The 19,094-nt window shown below is 42.5% G+C and carries 27 protein-coding genes; 3 read left to right on the top strand and 24 right to left on the bottom strand.

The annotated features are described in order from the left end of the window. Positions 1-79: 79 nt before the first annotated feature. The 3 genes from AC4JOV_RS03250 to ald are packed head-to-tail and all read left to right on the top strand — an operon-like array spanning position 80 to position 1,838. Positions 80-328 (top strand): hypothetical protein, encoded by a 249-nt coding sequence (locus tag AC4JOV_RS03250; protein WP_229936578.1) that lies wholly within the window; start codon positions 80-82, stop codon positions 326-328. Between the two features lie 24 nt (positions 329-352). Further along, positions 353-697, top strand: a complete 345-nt coding sequence (locus tag AC4JOV_RS03245; RefSeq protein ID WP_229936579.1) for a TraR/DksA family transcriptional regulator — start codon at positions 353-355, stop codon at positions 695-697. A gap of 1 nt (position 698) precedes the next feature. Further along, complete coding sequence (gene ald, locus AC4JOV_RS03240; RefSeq protein ID WP_229936580.1) at positions 699-1,838, top strand: alanine dehydrogenase; 1,140 nt, start codon at positions 699-701, stop codon at positions 1,836-1,838. A 27-nt stretch (positions 1,839-1,865) separates the two neighbouring features. Here ald and AC4JOV_RS03235 read toward each other — a convergent pair whose 3' ends face one another. From AC4JOV_RS03235 to metX, 24 genes are all read right to left on the bottom strand, one after another. Further along, entirely contained in the window at positions 1,866-2,696 is an 831-nt protein-coding gene (locus AC4JOV_RS03235; protein WP_229936581.1) for a TonB C-terminal domain-containing protein, read from the bottom strand. Then, positions 2,693-3,079 carry a biopolymer transporter ExbD gene (locus AC4JOV_RS03230; RefSeq protein ID WP_229936582.1) on the bottom strand — a complete coding sequence of 129 codons (387 nt, stop codon included), beginning with the start codon at positions 3,077-3,079 and terminating at the stop codon, positions 2,693-2,695. Before AC4JOV_RS03230 ends, AC4JOV_RS03235 begins: the two co-directional genes overlap by 4 nt. Before the next feature lie 3 nt (positions 3,080-3,082). Next, a complete protein-coding gene (locus AC4JOV_RS03225) occupies positions 3,083-3,544 on the bottom strand; it encodes a MotA/TolQ/ExbB proton channel family protein (protein WP_318532946.1) in 462 nt (153 codons plus the stop codon). 116 nt (positions 3,545-3,660) lie between these two features. Further along, complete coding sequence (gene atpC / locus AC4JOV_RS03220) at positions 3,661-4,047, bottom strand: ATP synthase F1 subunit epsilon (protein ID WP_229936584.1); 387 nt, start codon at positions 4,045-4,047, stop codon at positions 3,661-3,663. A gap of 30 nt (positions 4,048-4,077) precedes the next feature. Further along, positions 4,078-5,478, bottom strand: a complete 1,401-nt coding sequence (atpD, locus tag AC4JOV_RS03215; protein WP_229936585.1) for a F0F1 ATP synthase subunit beta — start codon at positions 5,476-5,478, stop codon at positions 4,078-4,080. Between the two features lie 18 nt (positions 5,479-5,496). Beyond that, entirely contained in the window at positions 5,497-6,384 is an 888-nt protein-coding gene (gene atpG, locus AC4JOV_RS03210) for an ATP synthase F1 subunit gamma (protein ID WP_229936586.1), read from the bottom strand. A 12-nt stretch (positions 6,385-6,396) separates the two neighbouring features. Further along, positions 6,397-7,911: a F0F1 ATP synthase subunit alpha gene (gene atpA / locus AC4JOV_RS03205; RefSeq protein ID WP_229936587.1), complete on the bottom strand. Its 1,515-nt coding sequence runs from the start codon at positions 7,909-7,911 to the stop codon at positions 6,397-6,399. 23 nt (positions 7,912-7,934) lie between these two features. After that, positions 7,935-8,462, bottom strand: a complete 528-nt coding sequence (locus tag AC4JOV_RS03200) for a F0F1 ATP synthase subunit delta (RefSeq protein WP_229936588.1) — start codon at positions 8,460-8,462, stop codon at positions 7,935-7,937. Further along, a complete protein-coding gene (locus tag AC4JOV_RS03195) occupies positions 8,462-9,007 on the bottom strand; it encodes a F0F1 ATP synthase subunit B family protein (protein ID WP_229936589.1) in 546 nt (181 codons plus the stop codon). Before AC4JOV_RS03195 ends, AC4JOV_RS03200 begins: the two co-directional genes overlap by 1 nt. 14 nt (positions 9,008-9,021) lie before the next feature. Next, positions 9,022-9,444 carry a FoF1 ATP synthase subunit B' gene (locus tag AC4JOV_RS03190; protein ID WP_229936590.1) on the bottom strand — a complete coding sequence of 141 codons (423 nt, stop codon included), beginning with the start codon at positions 9,442-9,444 and terminating at the stop codon, positions 9,022-9,024. Positions 9,445-9,506: 62 nt separating this feature from the next. Continuing rightward, entirely contained in the window at positions 9,507-10,376 is an 870-nt protein-coding gene (locus tag AC4JOV_RS03185; protein WP_229936591.1) for a ParB/RepB/Spo0J family partition protein, read from the bottom strand. A 2-nt stretch (positions 10,377-10,378) separates the two neighbouring features. Next, entirely contained in the window at positions 10,379-11,164 is a 786-nt protein-coding gene (locus AC4JOV_RS03180; protein WP_229936592.1) for a ParA family protein, read from the bottom strand. Beyond that, positions 11,161-11,796: a biotin--[acetyl-CoA-carboxylase] ligase gene (locus tag AC4JOV_RS03175; protein WP_229936593.1), complete on the bottom strand. Its 636-nt coding sequence runs from the start codon at positions 11,794-11,796 to the stop codon at positions 11,161-11,163. The genes AC4JOV_RS03180 and AC4JOV_RS03175 overlap by 4 nt, the downstream gene beginning before the upstream one ends. Beyond that, on the bottom strand, positions 11,777-12,691 hold the full coding sequence (fmt, locus tag AC4JOV_RS03170) for a methionyl-tRNA formyltransferase (RefSeq protein ID WP_229936594.1): 915 nt from the start codon (positions 12,689-12,691) through the stop codon (positions 11,777-11,779). Before fmt ends, AC4JOV_RS03175 begins: the two co-directional genes overlap by 20 nt. Before the next feature lie 8 nt (positions 12,692-12,699). Then, entirely contained in the window at positions 12,700-13,467 is a 768-nt protein-coding gene (gene proB / locus AC4JOV_RS03165) for a glutamate 5-kinase (RefSeq protein ID WP_229936595.1), read from the bottom strand. Beyond that, the gene (gene obgE / locus AC4JOV_RS03160) at positions 13,467-14,585 is read right to left on the bottom strand and encodes a GTPase ObgE (protein WP_229936596.1); all 1,119 of its coding nucleotides are present in this window, start codon (positions 14,583-14,585) and stop codon (positions 13,467-13,469) included. The genes proB and obgE overlap by 1 nt, the downstream gene beginning before the upstream one ends. 237 nt (positions 14,586-14,822) lie before the next feature. Further along, a complete protein-coding gene (gene rpmA / locus AC4JOV_RS03155; protein ID WP_229936597.1) occupies positions 14,823-15,077 on the bottom strand; it encodes a 50S ribosomal protein L27 in 255 nt (84 codons plus the stop codon). Positions 15,078-15,095: 18 nt separating this feature from the next. Continuing rightward, a complete protein-coding gene (gene rplU / locus AC4JOV_RS03150) occupies positions 15,096-15,401 on the bottom strand; it encodes a 50S ribosomal protein L21 (protein WP_229936598.1) in 306 nt (101 codons plus the stop codon). An 86-nt stretch (positions 15,402-15,487) separates the two neighbouring features. After that, positions 15,488-15,877, bottom strand: a complete 390-nt coding sequence (locus tag AC4JOV_RS03145) for a RidA family protein (RefSeq protein ID WP_229936599.1) — start codon at positions 15,875-15,877, stop codon at positions 15,488-15,490. 41 nt (positions 15,878-15,918) lie between these two features. Further along, positions 15,919-16,260 carry a hypothetical protein gene (locus tag AC4JOV_RS03140; protein ID WP_229936600.1) on the bottom strand — a complete coding sequence of 114 codons (342 nt, stop codon included), beginning with the start codon at positions 16,258-16,260 and terminating at the stop codon, positions 15,919-15,921. A 35-nt stretch (positions 16,261-16,295) separates the two neighbouring features. Beyond that, positions 16,296-16,985 carry a HesA/MoeB/ThiF family protein gene (locus AC4JOV_RS03135; RefSeq protein ID WP_229936601.1) on the bottom strand — a complete coding sequence of 230 codons (690 nt, stop codon included), beginning with the start codon at positions 16,983-16,985 and terminating at the stop codon, positions 16,296-16,298. Next, positions 16,982-17,788 carry a carbon-nitrogen hydrolase family protein gene (locus tag AC4JOV_RS03130; RefSeq protein WP_229936602.1) on the bottom strand — a complete coding sequence of 269 codons (807 nt, stop codon included), beginning with the start codon at positions 17,786-17,788 and terminating at the stop codon, positions 16,982-16,984. The genes AC4JOV_RS03135 and AC4JOV_RS03130 overlap by 4 nt, the downstream gene beginning before the upstream one ends. Next, positions 17,781-17,987: an exodeoxyribonuclease VII small subunit gene (gene xseB / locus AC4JOV_RS03125; protein ID WP_229936603.1), complete on the bottom strand. Its 207-nt coding sequence runs from the start codon at positions 17,985-17,987 to the stop codon at positions 17,781-17,783. Before xseB ends, AC4JOV_RS03130 begins: the two co-directional genes overlap by 8 nt. Next, entirely contained in the window at positions 17,984-19,081 is a 1,098-nt protein-coding gene (gene metX / locus AC4JOV_RS03120) for a homoserine O-acetyltransferase MetX (RefSeq protein ID WP_229936604.1), read from the bottom strand. The genes xseB and metX overlap by 4 nt, the downstream gene beginning before the upstream one ends. Between the last annotated feature and the right edge of the window lie 13 nt (positions 19,082-19,094).

Here is a 19,094-nt window from a genome sequence, read left to right as displayed (position 1 = left end):
TGAGAGGACTCAAAGATTTTATCTTTATTACTTTTTTGGCTCTTCTTATGATATCATAAGAGTATAGAAGGAGAAAAAGATGCATGCTTATCGTTATAACTCACCCATCGGAATATTTGAGATCAGACAGGTCGGACATTTAAGATATGAGCTCTGGATAGAAGAGGAGAGGCTCGGAGAGTATGAGAGTGCCGAGACAGCAGCGACTGATGTTGCAACCTTTGACACGGATTATATTGCGTGGGACCGTTTCGAAAATGAATTGGAGAACTTCCCCTCAGCACTTGATGAGTGGACAGAAGTAAAAGAGGAATCCCCTAGAGATTGATCTAAAAAAAGAAAGGAGTACCGCATGAAAAAAAGAGAAGATCTGAACTTTAAAGAATTTGAAACACTGCTCAATGAGAGATTGCAACATGTCCAGAAGAATATCGAGGAGCTTAAAGAGGAGTTAATCGATGTCAGCAGTGATGATACGATCAATGATATGGAAGACCTGGCTTCACTGGAGACACTCAATGACAATGACCGTCTGCTCCTGGAAAAGCAAACTACCGAGCTCAGAGAGATCTATCATGCCCTTTCAAAGATCAAAGACGAAACCTACGGCATCTGTGAAGAGAGTGCCAAGCCGATCCCCGTTGAGCGTCTAAGAGCCAATCCTATCGCCAGAACTCTCGTAACTGAAGCCAAATAAGATGAAGATCGGGATACCCAGAGAGGTCAAGACCCGAGAGTATCGCGTAGGGATGATCCCTTCGGGGGTCGAGCAGCTGAGAGCGAGCGGCCATGAGGTCTATATCCAAAAGGGTGCAGGAGAAAAAAGCGGTTTTGATGACGCTGACTACAGGGAAGCCGGCGCGATAGTTCTCGAAAGTGCCAAAGAGATCTATGATCAGTGTGAAATGATCATCAAGGTCAAAGAACCCCAGCCTGAGGAGTATGATCTTTTAAGGCCCGCGCAGATACTCTTTACCTATCTCCATCTTGCACCGGTACCTGACCTTACCAGAGTACTGCAGGAGAAGCAGGTCATCGCCATCGCTTATGAAACACTCCAGGAAGAAAACAGGCTCCCCCTACTAGACCCGATGAGTCAGATCGCAGGAGAGGTAGCCCCTCTTGTGGCAAGTTACTTTCTCTCTGCACATACCCAAGGAAGCGGCGTACTCATCAGCGGAGCTACCGGAGTTGCACCGGCAAAAGTACTCATCATCGGCAGCGGTACAGTAGCCAAAAGTGCAGCCAAAGTGGCTGCAGGCATGGGTGCCGATGTCCTGATCATGGGAAGGAACAGAAGTGCCATGTCCAACCTGGAAGAGACACTCCCTGAAAACATCTCTACGATCTACTCCAACCGCTACACTCTTGAAAAGATACTGCCTACCGTCGACATCGTCATAGGGGCTGTCTACATCACGGGTGAACGTGCTCCCAAACTCATCACAAAAGAGATGCTCTCTTTGTTTAAAAAAGGATCTATCATAGTAGATGTCTCCATCGATCAGGGCGGATGCATCGAAACCTCAAGACCGACCACGCATGAGGAGCCGGTATTTGAAATGGATGGCGTACTGCACTACTGTGTAGCCAACATCCCCGGAAGCTACCCCCTGACCTCTACACAGGCACTCGCCAATGCAACGGTCAAGTATGCCAAACGCATTGCCGATCTGGGATGGCGTGAAGCGGTTAAACAGGATGATGCTATCTATAGCGGAGTCAATGTCGCAGGAGGATTTGTCACCAATGCACCGGTCGCCAAAACCCATGGGATAGCCTATCATGAGTTAAGGGATATTATCGACCAATGTCCTCTCTACGAAGTGCATAGCTGAAATACTCTCACTTCTACAATCAAATCACTATTCCGTAGCGATAAACTCAACATCGAGTTTATAGGCCCTATTTCCTTTATGTGGTCCAAAGCCAAAAAGTTGAAGCTGTTTCAGATAGGCATCTAGTCCCTCATTGAACTCCGGAATGTTCGAAGCGGAGATCACTTTAAATGTAAATCTTCCCGAAGGTTCTACTTCTATCATCACTCTTGCCTTCTCCCCGACATAGTCACTCTGTGCAGGCCAGCCTTTCAGTTTCTCTTCGATCTTGGCAAGATAGGCATTCTCCACTCCCCTATCAAGTGTTTTCTGATTTTTCAATGAACTGGAAACAAGTTCTGCTGCACTGCTTTTCTCTTTGACCTTGACGATATCCATTTTAGGCTTGACCGGTGCAGGCTTCACTTTTTCCTTAGACGGAACTTTAGGCTTACTGGAGCTGACATTGGCAAAAAGACTTTTTGGCTTATTGACCTTTTTGGGCGGAGTAGGCTTCACCTCTTTTTTCTTCGGCGCCTTCTTAACCTCTTTAACCACCTTCTCTTTGATCACTCTCTTTTGCTCTTGAGGTTTTTTTACCGACTCTTTGGGCGTAGCTTTAGGCTTTGGTTTGGGAACAGGCTTAGGTTTAGGTTTTGGCTTTTCACTTGACTGGTTTTTAGGTTTTGGTTTGTTGCTTTTCTTTTTTTCAGGGTTGGAGAGGGCCACCTGGATACGTGCTTCATTTTTCTTAACGAAGTGTTTACTCTCTTGCCGGGTTTTGGTATTGAAATAGTAGATCAACAGACCGATCACAATAAAGTAAATCCCAAAGGCGATTGAACCGGTCAAATACTTGGGTAGTCTGTTCTCATTCATAGGGTAATTAAAGATACCTTCTCAAATCCAGCAGCTTTCACTGTCTTAAGCAGATACATCACATTTTTATATGTTAAGCGTTCATCGGCACGGATATAGACTTCAGAGTTTTTATCCATCTTAGCCGACTGGTTGACAAAATCATCAGCAAAGGTATCCAGCTTGTAGGTGTCCTTCCCAAGATAGATCTTTTGATCTCTATCCATACGGATAGTCAATGTTTTTGGTTTTTCTACCTTTACAGTTTTAGAGCCTTGAGGAAGAGTGATCTGTTCCTGGAAGGTGATCGTAGGTGCGGTCACCATCAAAATAGCCATCAGTACCAGCATCACATCAACCAAAGGAGTAATGTTCAAGTCCGGATCTTCATCCCATTGAAACATTTTCTACTCCCCGCTGACCTGTGAGAGTATCACTTCCGCCTGAGAGGAGAGAAGAGATGAGAGTTCATACGCTTTACGCTTCAAAATAAGATGAAATGTATAAGCAAAAATAGCTACAGCAATTCCCGCAGCAGTAGCGATCAATGCTTCCGAGATAGCGGGAGCAACAACACTTAAAGAGGCACTGTTTTGACTGCCAAGGTTTGTGAATGTTTCAAGAATACCGACTACTGTACCAAACAGACCGATAAACGGTGAAGTCGATGCAATGATCGAAAGAATGGTCAAGCCCTTTGTTGAAACACGTACTGCATCGGATGATGCCGCTTCAAGTATCGCTTTGTTAGGTTTGTTTACACGAGATAAATAGGTATAGATAAGTGATGTAGCATGTACACTGTTTGATTGTCCGGTGTAAAGTGCTTTGAGAGATTTACCCTCAACAGCTATACGTTTGGTCAACATGTAATAGCGGTCCAAAAAGACCCAAAATGTTGCTATAAAATATGCTGAAAGCAAAAGCAGTACAAAGATTGTAATTGCACTGCTTTCTAAGAAATAAGTAAGAAGAGAGCTCACTGTTATAAAGTCTTCGCTAATTGTTCAACTTTGCTAACCGCAGAAGCGATAGCCGTATTAGAAGACTCTGCACTTTTGAGCAACGCTTTCGCATCTTCAAGTGCTTTTGCAAGATCAGTGTCTTCACCTGAGAGTGCCACTGCACCGTCAACGATACATGTAGTTTTCTCTTCATCAACTTTTACATATCCAGAGTTGATAGCTACTGCTACTTCACTTGAATCTGCTTTTTCGATTACGATTACACCTGCTTCCAGTAGTGAAACCAAAGTTGCATGGTGTGCCAAGACACCGAATTCACCTTCACTACCAGGTAAAGTAACTTGCTTTACTTCAGCATCAAAGATTACACCGTTTGGCGTAACGATCTCAAGCTTCATAAGTTCCATGATAATCCTTTAGTAGACAAGCGCTAAGGATTACTTAGCGTTGATCTTGTCGTTTTTCTCGATCGCCTCTGCCATATTTCCTACCATGTAGAATGCAGCTTCGTTCATCTCGTCGTATTTACCTTCGATAAGTCCTTTGAACCCTTCGATAGTATCTGCAAGTGTAACATAAACACCAGGAGATCCAGTAAATACTTCAGCAACGTGGAACGGCTGAGATAGGTACTTCTCGATCTTTCTTGCTCTTTGTACAACAAGTTTATCATCTTCAGAAAGCTCATCCATACCAAGAATCGCGATGATATCTTGAAGATCTTTATACTTTTGAAGGATCTGCTGTACACCAGTTGCAACCGCATAGTGCTCTTCACCGATAATTTGCGGGTCAAGCATTCTTGAAGTTGAATCTAGTGGGTCAACTGCCGGGTAGATACCTTTTTCAGCAATCGATCTGTTAAGTACTGTTGTTGCATCAAGGTGAGCAAATACTGAAGCCGGAGCCGGGTCAGTAAGGTCATCCGCCGGTACGTATACAGCCTGTACAGAAGTAATAGAACCTTTAGTAGTAGATGTAATACGCTCTTGAAGTGCACCCATCTCTCTACTTAGAGTCGGTTGGTAACCAACTGCTGAAGGGATACGTCCAAGAAGTGCTGACATCTCAGAACCTGATTGAGCAAATCTAAAGATGTTGTCGATGAACATAAGTACATCAAGACCCATCTCATCTCTGAAGTACTCAGCCATTGTAAGACCAGTCAATGCGATTCTGTTTCTTGCTCCCGGAGGCTCACTCATCTGACCGTAGCACAGTGCAACTTTGTCAAGTACGTTTGACTCTTTCATTTCATGGTAAAGGTCGTTACCTTCACGTGTTCTTTCACCAACACCTGCGAATACAGAGTAACCGCTGTGTTTCATAGCAACGTTGTTGATAAGCTCCATGATGATGACTGTTTTACCAACACCCGCACCACCGAATAGACCTACTTTACCACCTTTTGAGTATGGAGCGAGAAGGTCAACAACTTTAATACCAGTTTCGAATACTTCTGTTTTTGTACTTTGCTCTTCAAATGCCGGTGGATCTCTATGGATTGACCAGTATTGTTTTGCTTCAACATCACCGGCATCATCGATTGCATCACCGACAACGTTGAAGATACGTCCAAGAACTTCTTCACCAACCGGTACTTTAATCGCATCACCGGTAGCTTTAACTTCCTGACCTCTTACACAACCTTCACTCATGTCCATTGCAATTGTTCTAACTCTGTTATCACCAAGTTGTGCTGCAACTTCCAATACCAACTTTTGCTCTTTACCGTCAAGCATAAAGTATGTTTCTAACGCTTCATTAATCTCTGGTAGGTAGTCTGTGAAATCCACATCGATAACCGGACCCAAGACCTGTACGATTTTACCTGTCATTACTTCTCCTCTTATTTCTTATTTCATTGATTCCATACCACTGATGATCTCGATGAGCTCAGTAGTAATCGCTTCTTGTCTAGCTTTGTTGTATTTAACATTCAAAGTCTTAACCATCTCTTTTGCATTGTTCGTTGCTGCATCCATCGCCTGCATACGTGCAGAGTGTTCAGCCGCCAATGAATCGATCAGTGAGTAATACATGGTATACTCTACATAACGCTTCACCAATGCTTCAAGCAGTGTATCATCTTCATCAGGCTCTACTTCAAGCTCAGAAGTTGATACTTGATCAAGCTTCAATGTTGAAGGATCTACAGGTAGAACCTGAGACTGTCTAACTTCCTGAGTGATCATATTCACGTATCCGTTGTGAACCATAACGATCTTGTCAGTTTCACCTTTTACATAAGAATCAGCAATCTCATTAATAAGCGCTGCTGCATCCTGATAGTTAGGTGCGGAACTAAGACCAACCACTTCATTCAACAGATCAACATTGTTGAACTTAAAGTAATCAATCCCTTTTCTTCCCACGCCTCTAAGACGTACTTTTACATTCTGAGCTTTGTAGTCAGAAAGAAGTTGATTCACTCTTTTTAACGTCTGTGCGTTGAAGCCGCCACAAAGACCTTTGTCTGCAGAGATAAATACAATGTCGACTACTTTTGGATCACTTGCATCTTTAAAGTAAACATTGTCAAGACCATCTACATTGTTCTTCTGCAACTTCTGAGCGATCTCATTGAGAAGCTCAGTCAGTTTGTTTGCATAGACTCTAGATCTTTTTGCCAGTTCTTCTGTTCTTCTCAATTTAGCAGAAGAGACAAGCTTCATCGCGCGAGTCGTTTTCTGAGTGTTCTTTACACTCGAAATCTTACGCTTGATATCTTTTAAATTAGCCATAATTAGCCTTTCTTACGCTTGAAAAGATGCTTTGAAATCTTCTAACGCTTTTCTCAACTCTGCATCAGCATCATCAGAGATTTTCTTTTCGTTTCTAATGCTTTCAAGGATGTTAGAGTACTTCGCATCCATAAACGGCATCAACTCAGCTTCGAATTTAACAACAGAAGATACCGGAATATCATCCAAGAATCCGTTAGCACCTGCGAAGATGATTACGACTTGTTTTTCGATCGCTACTGGAGCATATGGCCCTTGCTTAAGAACTTCTACCATTCTTTGTCCACGCTCAAGCTGTGCTCTTGTGTGGTCATCAAGGTCAGAAGCGAACTGAGCAAATGCTTGAAGCTCTCTAAATGAAGCAAGGTCAAGTCTAAGTGTTCCTGAAACCTGCTTAGTCGCTTTGATCTGTGCAGCACCACCAACTCTTGATACAGAAAGACCTACGTTGATCGCCGGTCTGATACCAGAGTTAAAGAGGTCTGTTTCAAGGAAGATCTGACCATCTGTGATAGAGATAACGTTTGTTGGGATATATGCCGCAACGTCACCCGCTTGTGTTTCAATGATTGGGAATGCAGTGATTGAACCCGCACCAAGATCATCATTCAATTTTGCAGCTCTTTCAAGAAGTCTTGAGTGTAGATAGAAAACATCCCCTGGATATGCTTCACGGCCCGGAGGTCTTCTAAGGATCAAAGACATCTCTCTGTATGCAACTGCATGCTTAGAAAGGTCATCATAGAAAATTACCGCATGTCTACCGTTATCTCTGAAGTACTCAGCCATTGTTACACCGGCGTAAGGTGCAAGGAACTGAGATGCAGAAGAGTCAGCTGCACCAGCATTCACTACAATAGTATAATCCATTGCACCATGCTCTTCAAGTTTTTTCACAGTTGCTGCAACAGTTGATTGTTTTTGACCGATCGCAACATAGATACATACTACATCTTGACCTTTTTGATTGATGATTGTATCGATCGCAAGTGTCGTTTTACCAGTCTGTCTGTCACCGATGATAAGCTCTCTCTGTCCTCTACCTACCGGTACAAGTGCATCGATTGATTTGATACCAGTTTGAAGTGGCTCATGTACAGATTTTCTAGCCATGATCCCCGGTGCTTTTTCTTCGATAAATCTCTCTTCAGCTGCTTCAATCGCACCTTTACCGTCCATAGCTTCACCAAGTGGGTTCACTACTCTACCAAGAAGTGCATCACCTACCGGAGTTTTAAGAAGTTGACCTTCTCTTTTTACGCTCATACCCTCTTTGATCCCTGCACTTTTACCAAGTACAACAACACCAACACTTGACTCTTCAAGGTTTAGTACAAGACCTCTTGCACCGTTTTCAAATTCAACTACTTCACCAGACATACAGTTGTTAAGACCATATACTGTCGCGATACCGTCAGCGATACCTACTACTTTACCTACTTCGTTGATATCAACATCAATCTCAAAGTTCTCAATTCTCTCTTTGATGATCGAACTAATCTCATCTGCTTGCAATTTGTTTGCCACTGCTACTCCTTTCTATTTGATAACTACAATGATTTCTTGATGAAATCAATCAGTTGTTCTTTAACTCTCTGCTTAGAGAAGTTTACCTCAATACCCAAATCATCTACTGCAACACGGATACCGTCCAAATCAGACTTTTCTTGAGCCAATTTGACTGTAGCACCTGTATACTTTTGTAGTGTCTCTTCAAGGTCAGCCAAAGCAGCAGCATCCAGAGGATTTGCACTTTTTACTACACCTTCATACTGATTAGATTCTTTTTGAAGCTCTTTGTTCAATACTTTAGATACTACAGGAATCAGATCCAGTCTTTTGTTCTCGCCAAGAATCTTGATGAAGTTTTTCATCGCTGTATTCGCATTCTCGCCTACTGCATTTAACACCATATCTGTCTTCTTCTCAGAAGTAATAATCGGTGATGTCAATGCTGTCATCACTTCTTTATTGTTGATTGCTTCTGATAAAGTACTAAGTAGAGCTGCATCTGCTGCTACATCTTTACTTACTGCTGTAAGTGCCTGTGCATATCTTCTAGCAATTAGTTCTTCCATTATGCCACCTTCTTCTTCACGATTTCAACCACTTTGGACTCACCAATCATGATCTCGTCGTTTGTGATGCTTTCACCAAGAACTTCATCGATCACTTCTCTAGCAGATTTTTTCTCTTCTAAAGTAAGTTTCTCTTCAAACTGCTTTTCTATTGCCGCAAGTTCTGTCTCGTTGGCACGAGCAATCCCTTCCGCAAGAACCACAGCTTCTTTTTTTGCATCTTCGATGATCTGAAGAGCTCTGGCTTCAGCTTCATCAACACGCTCTTCAGCCTCTTTTTTCTCATCTTTTGCTGCTTGTAGCTTCTCTTCGATCTCTTTAAGTTGAGACTCGATCCCCGCTTGTCTGCCCTTAAAGAAATTCTTGATAGGGTTTGCCAATAGATAGTAAAGCAACCCTACAAAAATAATAAAGTTTACCAATCTTGGTACAAAGTCTGTCTCTCTACCAGTGATCTGGAAATAATGACTCTCACCGGCATTCCCACTTGATGCAAGAACAACAGCCGGAACCAAAAACAAAGCGTATAGTGCCAATTTTTTCATCTCTGTCATTCCTCCTATAGTTTGCTAAACTTAGCTTTTAGGCTCTCTTTGAAAAGAGGCATCTGTGATAGAAGTGAGTTCTTAAGCTCTTCTCTATTGCTAGCCAGTTTTTCAACAAAACTTGCATACTCTTGTTCAAGCTCACTCTGTTTAGTTTCAACTTTACTTGCAGCCAATGCCTTTTCATCATCGATTGCTTTCTGTCTTATCGCCGCTGCTTCCGCTTTAGCATTGCTAAGAATCTCATTTGCTTTAGCGTTAAGTTCATCGGTATTGCCGCTCAAACCTTTTGCTGCTTCCAAATCTTTTGCTATCGAGTCATCTCTATCATCCATGAACTTAATCAGCGGTTGAAATAGCATATTATTTAAAAGAACAAGAAGGGTGATGAACAGTACCAGGACAAACAACATTAACGGTAAATGTAGGTCAAGCATTCAAACTCCTCATGTAATTTCGCGCTATTTTACCATTTAGCACATGAGAAGAGGGTTAAATATTATGCTTTTTTGAGGATTGATAAAAAGTTTTCTATTTCTTCAGCTGAAGTGAAACTAATCTCTACACTTTTTGATTTGACCTTGTGTTTAAAAGGCAGGACGGCATTTAGCGCCTCTTTGTACTCGTCCAAAAGTGATATTTTGGGTACTTTTTTTGATTGGGAACTATTATCATTTTTATAGTTTTTTACTATATTTTCAGCCTCTCTGACTGAGAGTTTCTGACCGACAATACTGTCTATAATGACTTTTTGCTTTGGTGCATCCAGACCTACCAGTACTTTAGCATGCCCTTGAGAGATATTGCCTTCTGCCAGCTGATCTTTTGCATACTCGCTCAGTGTCAAAAGACGCATTGTATTGGTGATCTGAGAACGGCTTTTGTGTACGATATCACTCAAATCTTCATGTCTGATACCATGGACTTCGATCAACTCGGCATAAGAGTTTGCCAGTTCTATCGGATTGAGGTTTTCTCTTTGAATATTTTCTATCAGTGCAAGTTCACGTAACCTGATCTCATCGATATCCACATCAGCGATAATTGCTTTAACCGAAGAGAGATTAGCAAGTTTATGTGCACGTAGACGCCGTTCACCGGCGATAAGCATATAGTCATCACCCTTTTCAATGACAACAATCGGCTGAAGCAATCCGTGTTCTCTGATAGAATCACTTAACTCCTGAAGTGCTTTTTCATCGAAGTGTTTACGGGGCTGAAACGGGTTTGGAGAGATAGAAGAGACATCAATCTCTGCAACTCTTGCACCTTGCGCTTCAAGCTCTGAACTGTCAATTGAACTCAAGTCCTTGGCATATGCCTCCTCTACTTCCGAGAGTATATCCCCCAATCCTCTTCCTAATGCCATGATTAATTCCTGATAATAACGTTTGCCAATTCACTATAAGCGACTGAACCCTTTGAACTAGAAGCATATTCTGTTACCGGTTGACCAAAACTCGGTGATTCGGCCACTTTGACATTACGAGGGATCACGATACACTCTTTACTCTTCTTGATATGGAAGAGTTTGTCTTTAAAATGATGCGATAGATCTGCCAGCACCTGCTTTGAAAGATTATTCTGACTGGAGAACATCGTTGGCAGGAATCCCTTGATCTTAAGCTTGGGATTGATCGTTTTTTTCAATAGACTCACAGTATTCAGCAACTGAGCAAGCCCTTCCAGTGCAAAAAATTCACATTGTATTGGAATGATCACTGAATCTGATGCAGAGAGCGCATTGATCGTGATAGGACCAAGTGCAGGCGGTGAATCGATAATGATATAATCATATCTATCCGCGATCTCCTTGATCTTCTCTTTCAGGATCAATTCCCTGTTCTTCTTCTTTGGAGAGTAAAACTCTTTTTCGATACCGACCAAACCGATATTTGAAGGTACGATATGGAGTTTTTTTATTTCAGTTTTCAGGATCACCTCTGAGAACTTTTTACTTCCGATCAATACATGATAGACATTGAATTCGTAATCTCCTCTGGAAAACCCCAAACTGGTTGTTGCATTCGACTGCGGATCAATATCGATAAGAAGGACTTTTTTACCTTTTTTTGCCAACGAAGCTGCTAGATTTACAGCAGTGGTAGTTTTTCCAACACCACCTTTTTGATTGGCAATACTTATTACTTCACTCATCGTAAACTATACACCTTCATTCCATGAATTAATAGTGAGCCGTCTTCCTCCAACGTAGCGTCTGAGAGGCTCTTCTTAAGGTTTTCTATATGGACAGAAAACTTCCTACTTAATTCAAATTCTACCTGATACTCTCTAAATATCTGCTTCCATTCGGGAAATTTTTTCAGTGCAGAAATGTACTTTTCCAGTAATAATTCTGGCTCGATATCGATACCAAGGGCCTTGTAACCATTTTGTTCATTTTTTAAATTTATTCCAATTCCGCAGACTAAGGTTTGATCTACTTTTTTTGTGATAGTACCACCCACTTTTTCATCATTTAGATAGAAATCATTGGGCCATTTCAACCATATATTTTCATGATATTCCAAGAGTACCTGTTTCATGATATAGGAAAAGTAGATAGAGGCTGAACTTAAAGGCAGATCAGAAGGAAGCTGATCCATAGAGATAGCGATAGAGGCAAAGAAATTGCCTTTTCCGCCACGCCATTCATTGTCGCGGCTGCCGATACCGGCACTCTGCTCGCCTGCGATCACTGCACAAGGAGGTTTTACTCTCCCGGAATGAAGCGCGTCGACAAGATACGTCTGCGTTGAAGGAAGCAGATCAAAGGATAGGATCTCCAACTTTGATCCCCCTTCCTACACAGTATGCTTTTGCTGATACTGCCTTTTTGGATGCCGGCTGTATCGTACCGATCTTCACTGACCCTCTGCCGCATCCTACAATGACACTCTCCTCTTCAAGAGCCAAGAGTTCAAAGGCCTGATGTTCTTTATCACACTCAACCAATGTCAGATCATCAAACTTCGTTCCGTTACCTGCAAATATCCCCGGCCATCCTTCAAAAGCACGGTATTTGTTATAGAGGAGTTCAGCATCTGTGAAATCTACTTCACCATCGGCTTTCCTGATCTTCTTGCATAGTGTTGCTTCAGACTCATTTTGTTCTTCAGGCGTAATTTCATTAAATTTTCTGATCGTTGAGAGTGTCAGTTCGCAGGCATCATCAGTCAGCTGCTGCATCAGAGCATGCAGTCTCATATCCTCAGGGATCTCAAACTCTATCTTCTCGAGCATCGGTCCGGTATCCAATCCCTCTTCCATAAGCATGGAGGTGACACCCGTTACCTTATCCCCGTTAAGCAGTGACTGTTGAACCGGACTTGCACCTCTGTATCGTGGCAGGAGTGAAGCATGCAGATTGATACACGGAGCAATATCCAGAACAGATTTTGGCAAGAGCTGTCCGAATGCCGCAACGACGATAAAGTCAGGCTTATGTGCCGTGATAGCCTCAACGATCCCTTCCTCACTCAGTCTGTTTGGTTGTAGTACCTCTATACTATGTTCCTCTGCCAGCACTTTCACAGGCGGAGGGGTCAATACCTTCTTACGACCTACCGGTCTGTCCGGCTGTGTAAGTACGAGACTTACATCCATATCCTCGGCTTCAATCAATGTCGCCAATATCTCTTTGGCATAGTGTGGGGTACCCATATATACTATTTTGTAACGCATAGCCTCTCTTATCTTGTTGTGGTGAAAAGTGTTCCACCGTTGTGAACTTTGTCTATCAGAAATGACTTGACATCGCTAAGATCAAATCCGCTGGCAAGGTACATCTCTCTGTTCTGCTTCATCAGAAAATCTGCTGCCTGCAGTTTCGTGACGATTCCGCCTGTGGCAAACTCGTTATTCGGTGTATGTTCTGCTTGAAGCTCTGCTTCACTTAACTGGTTTACCACCATTCTTCTTTGTGCATCATCATATCTATTTGGATCTTTATCATAGAATGCATCGATATCCGAAAGGATCACCAGCAACGCTGCATCAAAATAGTGAGCAACATGAGCAGAGAGTCTATCGTTGTCTCCGAAGACCAACTCGTCGATACTTACTGTGTCATTTTCATTGATGATTGGCACTACGCCATTTGCCAAGAGTGTATCAATCGCAACTTTTGCATGAGCTATAGGCTTTTCCGAGTCAAATACATCTGCACTCAGCAGTACCTGAGAACAAAACACTTCAAAGATCTCAAACTGTTCTTGATACATCTTCAGTAACAGAGGCTGACCGATGGCAGCCAGTGCCTGTCTGTTAGCTACGTTGTTACGCTCAAGCGGCAGTTTTGTATATCCTGCAGCTACGGCACCGGAACTGACCAATATCACCTCATATCCCTCTGCTTTCAAAAGTGAGATCATCTCCACAAGTGCCAGCATACGGCGCTTAGCGATCATCCCATCCTCCGTCAGTACATGAGAACCTACTTTGATAACGACGCGACTCATCAAGCCTCCTCTTGTTCCTCTTCTTTCACTGCTTTGACAATATCATTCAACGCATAACGTAACGCCTCTGTATTAAAGTGTGTGACCGATGAGATCGGCATTACAAAGAGAGGTTTATCTTGAGGCAGCTTCACCCCAAAGTCTTTTTCAAACCCGTAAGAGGTGTAGTTCTTGTCTGCTTTGAACTGATGAAGTGTCTCATTTGCAGTGAGCCCGATATCATTCAGGAACTTATCTGTCAACGTATTCACCTCTTCGACGCTGAAGGCATCGGTCTTCGTGATCGCTATGGCATATTTTCGTTTTGCCAATTTATCGGAGTAGCGTTCCAGTTCCACCAGGAGTGATTCATATTGGTATTGCATCTCTCTATAGTTTGCCGCATCGATCAGCAAAAGCAGTGTTTTCGTACGTTCGATATGACGTAAGAACTCCAATCCCAATCCTCTACCGTCACTTGCTCCCTCGATGATACCCGGGATATCGGCCATCATAAATGAATCAAAGTCACCGACATTGACAACACCAAGTTTCGGTGTCAATGTCGTAAACTCATAGTTGGCTACTTGAGGTTTGGCATTTGAAAGTGTAGAGATCAGTGTTGACTTACCTACATTCGGATAGCCGACCAGACCTACATCTGCGATCATTTTCATCTCAAGTCGGATCTCTTTAGTGATCCCGGGAAGACCAGGCTGCGCGTAGGTCGGTCTTTGATTGCTGGCATTTTTGAAGTGCATATTTCCAAGACCGCCTTTTCCACCTTCCAAAAAGAGTACTTTTTCACCCTCTTCCAGCAGGTCAAAGAGCTCTTCTCCTGTCTCTGCATCAACCACGGTGGTTCCGGGAGGTACGATAATCGTCGTATCTTTTCCTTTACGTCCGTACTTCTTACGACCCTCTCCGGGTCTTCCGTTCTCCGCTTTGATATGGTTACGTCCACGAAGTGCGGAGAGCGTATCAGTGTTGTTATCTACTTTAAAATAGACGGAACCTCCACGGCCGCCATCACCGCCGTCAGGTCCCCCTTTGACAACAAACTTCTCTGTCCAGAATGAAACACACCCTGCACCACCCTTACCCGAGCTTACGGTAAGTTCTACACTATCTACAAACATCTATAAAAACCTTTAAATATATGAAAAATCTCTCGCACTATCACGATGATCAATAAATTGTAGAATTATATCGAAAATCAAAAAATAGTTATAATGAAGTCTCTATCAAAACATATAAACTGCTATCTATTACTGTATAGCACTATCCGCGAACTATATGAAAATGAAAAATTGAGTTGAAAATTGAATATGTATGAAAAGAAGGTCCGGCAAAATGCCGGACCGAAGTATAAAGAATTATGCAGGTACTACAGAAACTTTTTTCTGTTTTGCAGTGTGGTTTTCAAATTTAACTACACCTTCTACCATTGCGAAGATTGTGTGGTCTTTACCCATACCAACACCATTACCTGGTCTTACTTTTGTACCTCTTTGTCTAATGATGATATTTCCCGGTACTACCGCTTCACCACCAGCTTTTTTAACACCTAAACGACGTCCTGCCGAATCACGGTTATTCTGAGTTGATCCTTGACCTTTCTTATGTGCCATCTCTTCTCCTTCTTTAAATTATGCGATTGAAGTAATTCTTACTCTAGTGAAGTCTCTTCTGAAACCTCTTTTTAGCTTAGAATCTTTTCTTCTTCTTTTTTTGTAAATGATCACTTTTTTATCTCTACCTTCGTTGATCACTTCACCTTTAACTACAGCACCCTCTACAAAAGGAGTTCCTACAGTTAGTTCGCCATTGTCGATTGCTAGAACTTCTTTGAATTCTACTGCTGCTTTTGGCTCAAGGTTCATGTTGTCGAAAGCGATGATATCACCCTCTTGTACTTTGAACTGTTGGCCACTTGCTTTAATGATTGCGTACATTGCAAACCCTTTACTACGAATTTTAAAAGTTCGTGATTATACCCAAACAAGTTTTAATTTAATTTTAAACTAAACTTATTTTCCGGTTAGAAGGTATAATTCGCTCCGCCAAGCGCGATACACTCAATCTCTACAAGTACATTCTTAGGCAAAGTTTTTACAGCAACCGTACTTCTGGCAGGTTTATGCAGACCGAAATAGTGTGCATAGACTTCATTCACTTTTTCAAAATCATTCATATCTGCCAAAAAGATCGTTGTCTTCACCACATCATTAAAGTGTGCCCCTGCAGCTTCCAGTACATAGTAGAGGTTTTTCATCACTTGATGCGCTTGTGTTACCACATCACCTTCTACAAGAGTACCTTCAGGTGTCAATGCGATCTGTCCTGAGGTAAAGATAAAACCATTTGCTTCTATTGCTTGAGAGTATGGTCCTATTGCCTGCGGTGCTTCTTTTGTTGCTATTTCTTTCATTCTGTCTATCCTTTTCAATGTGTTTGATTGGTTATGATCTTCTACTTTGTATTTCTTTCATAAAAGATGTAAGAGGTCGAGTAATCGGAAAACTCGAAATAGACTTTCTTTTCCCCTTCATCTTTTTTATAGTTAAAATTAAGATCATCGATGCCGTATCCATAACGGTATGGTCTCATATCACTGTCATTTGTACCGTACGCTGTAGAGAGTTTATCAATTTTGATAAAACGATGCACCAGCTTTTCTCCCGCATAGACATCCAGTACACCGTTCGTTCCTGTCCAGTTCTGCAATGAACGGTTCAAAGAGTTTTGTGTCTCCTGCGTACAACTGACAAAAAAGAGTGAAAGTATCGTAAAAAAGAGTAACTTCAGTTTCATTATCTTGGCTCCTTTTTTTCGTTATTTTATCATCTTTAGGCTGTTGGCATTCCAAACTTCTGTGTGATCAACTCCCCTTCACCGTTGAAGTAAAGATAGTAGAGTTTATCTTTGACTACAGGTAAGCCGGCCAGATATCTGAGTGCCAGGTTGGCCTGGAGGGAAGCGATATGCATCACGATCGGTGCTGCGATACCTCCCGGTTTATGATCAGAGAGGTTAAAGACCTGAAAGCTTGAGTTTTCAAAGAAACAGACCTGACCGTTGAACTCTTCTACACTGGCATAGATCCAGGGGATTTCATTCTTTTTGGCAAAGTTATCTATTTGGCCCCTTGCAGGAAGATTATCCGTCGCATCGAGGATCAGATCATAGCTGTTTCCCATAGCTGTAAACGCTTCAAAGTCCATGTCAAAAGCGACTGCTTTGACAAAAGGATTTTTCTTCTCTATCAGCGCTGCTACGGTTTTAGCCTTGTTCTTTCCTTCATCTTCAAGCGTAAAGGCGATCTGACGATGGATATTGTGATCCGATACCGTATCGAAATCCACCATATGGATCTCACCGATCCCAGAAGTTCCCAGTGCCATTGCCAGACTGCACCCCAGTCCTCCCGAACCGATAATCGCGATCTTTTTTTTCTGAAGGCTCTGCTGTACGTTCGAACCCCATAGTTGGATCTGACGATTAAAATACTCTTCCTGTGTTGCCATCTCTTGCATCATATCCGTCCTTTCAATTCTCGTTCAAATGCCCATGCTTTACGGTGTTCACTGACCTCGGATTTTTCTATCACTTCAACCAGCATCGACTCTTTGTCTTCAAGCACCATCTCTACCTCACCTTCCGGGTTGACAAGCATGGTGTCACCATAAAACCTCCACTTGACATCCTCATCCTGGTATTCACCCAGCCGGTTGGCCCTCAAAATGAAACAGCTGTGCAGAAACGCTTTGGTCTTAATGATCTCTCTCCACCTGTTGTGGGAACCAAAGGTCGAAGCAGTAGGCAATAGTACAAGGTCTGCTTTTTTCTCTGTGACTTTTTGCCAAAAGTAATCAAAGTGCAGTTCAAACCCGCCCATCACCATCACCTTGAACCCCTTGATTGAAAAACTCATAGGGGACTTGAGCTTATCGCTTGTATCGTTGGAAAAAAACTTCTTTTCATTCCAGTGTGCATAAGGGAGTAGTATCTGCTGTTCATAATAGCTGATACTTTTGGGAGTGACCTTGGCAATGGTTTTGTGAAACCCGTCTTTTTTGGTCAAAATGATCGGTGCGATAAAAGTAATCTCATATTTTTGGGCAAACTTTTTTAAGAGTTCGATATGTTTGCGCGTCTGCTCTTTGAGCATGGCTTTGGACATCGTCTCGAACTCTTTAAAGAAGTGGTTGAGTACATACTCTCCAAGCAGCATCACATCAGCTTTTCTTTGAAAGGCCTGCTTAAGATAGAACTCCAGTCTCGTCGCATTCATCCCCAGTGTAGGCAGTTGAAGTGCGGCTACAACAAGTCGTTTATGCATCACTCACATCTTGATTGGACTGTTCTATCACTGAGACTTTGATCTTCGCCTCTTCGATAAGTTTCTGTGCCTCTTTGATCGTGGTAAGCCCTTCTTCATAAAGTTTGACGGACTCTTCCAGTGTAATATCCGGCTTCATCAGCTTCTCAAGCAGTGCTTTTGAATGTTCCAACTTCTCTTCGAAACTTTCGTTTTTCATGATAAGACTCTCCTTATATCCTCTTCAAACTTATCTAATTCTACCAAAAATGCATCATGTCCATAGTCACTCTCCACCTCTTTATAACTATAAGGCTGCCCGTTTCTCTCCAGCATCTTCGCGATATGTGCCATCTCAGAAGGGAAGAAAAGGTAGTCTGTCTCAAAACTGATCAAATGAACATTTGCCTTGATACGTGAGATCGCATCATGCAGAGAGTCGTACCCGCGGCTGAGATTGAATGTATTGATCGCTTTAACGATATAGAGATAACTGAGAGGGTCAAACATGCGTGCAAAGTTAGCCGTATTGTACTCCATATAACGCTCTACTTCATAGCGTCCGAAAAGTTCAAAAAGCCCGTCATTATTGACATAATTTCTTCCAAACTTCTTATCCATTGACTCAGGTGAGAGATAAGAGATATGCCCTGCGATACGACCGATCGCAAGCCCGTCAAGCCCCTCCTCTTTAAATGCATCTCGTTCGTAATTCCCATGCTTGAACCTGGGGTCTTTACGGATCGCTTCCATCGCTACTTTATTAAAAGCCATCGTCCATGGACGTGTCGCATAGGTTGCTGCAAGCGAGATGATCTCATCGGCAAAATTCGGATAGTCTACCGCAAACTGAAGTGCCTGCATTCCCCCCATGGAACCACCTATGATCGCACGTACATGGTAGATACCAAGATGGTTGGAAAGCAGATGCATCTGTGCACGGACCATATCTTTGATCGTGACTACAGGAAATTTCAGACGGTAAGGCTCCTCACTCGGATAGTTGTCACTCATCGGTCCCGTACTGCCAAAACATGATCCGATCGTATTGCTGCAGATCACAAAATACTTCGTCGTATCGATCGCTTTTCCATCACCGATCAGACCATCCCACCAGCCCGGTTTTCTGTCACCTTCGTAAAGTCCTGCAGCATGGTGAGAACCACTGAGTGCATGACAGATCAAAATAACATTTGATCTCTCTTCATTGAGTTCTCCATACGTCTCATAGGCGATCTCATAAGGCTCTAGGATACGTCCACTCTCAAGATACAGCGGGCTGCTAAAATGTGCGATTTTTGTTTCGATTTTCATAAACTGCTTTTAC

This window comes from Sulfurovum sp. MH2-6 (assembly GCF_058374785.1).
This window is presented reverse-complemented; position numbering and strand designations above follow the sequence as displayed.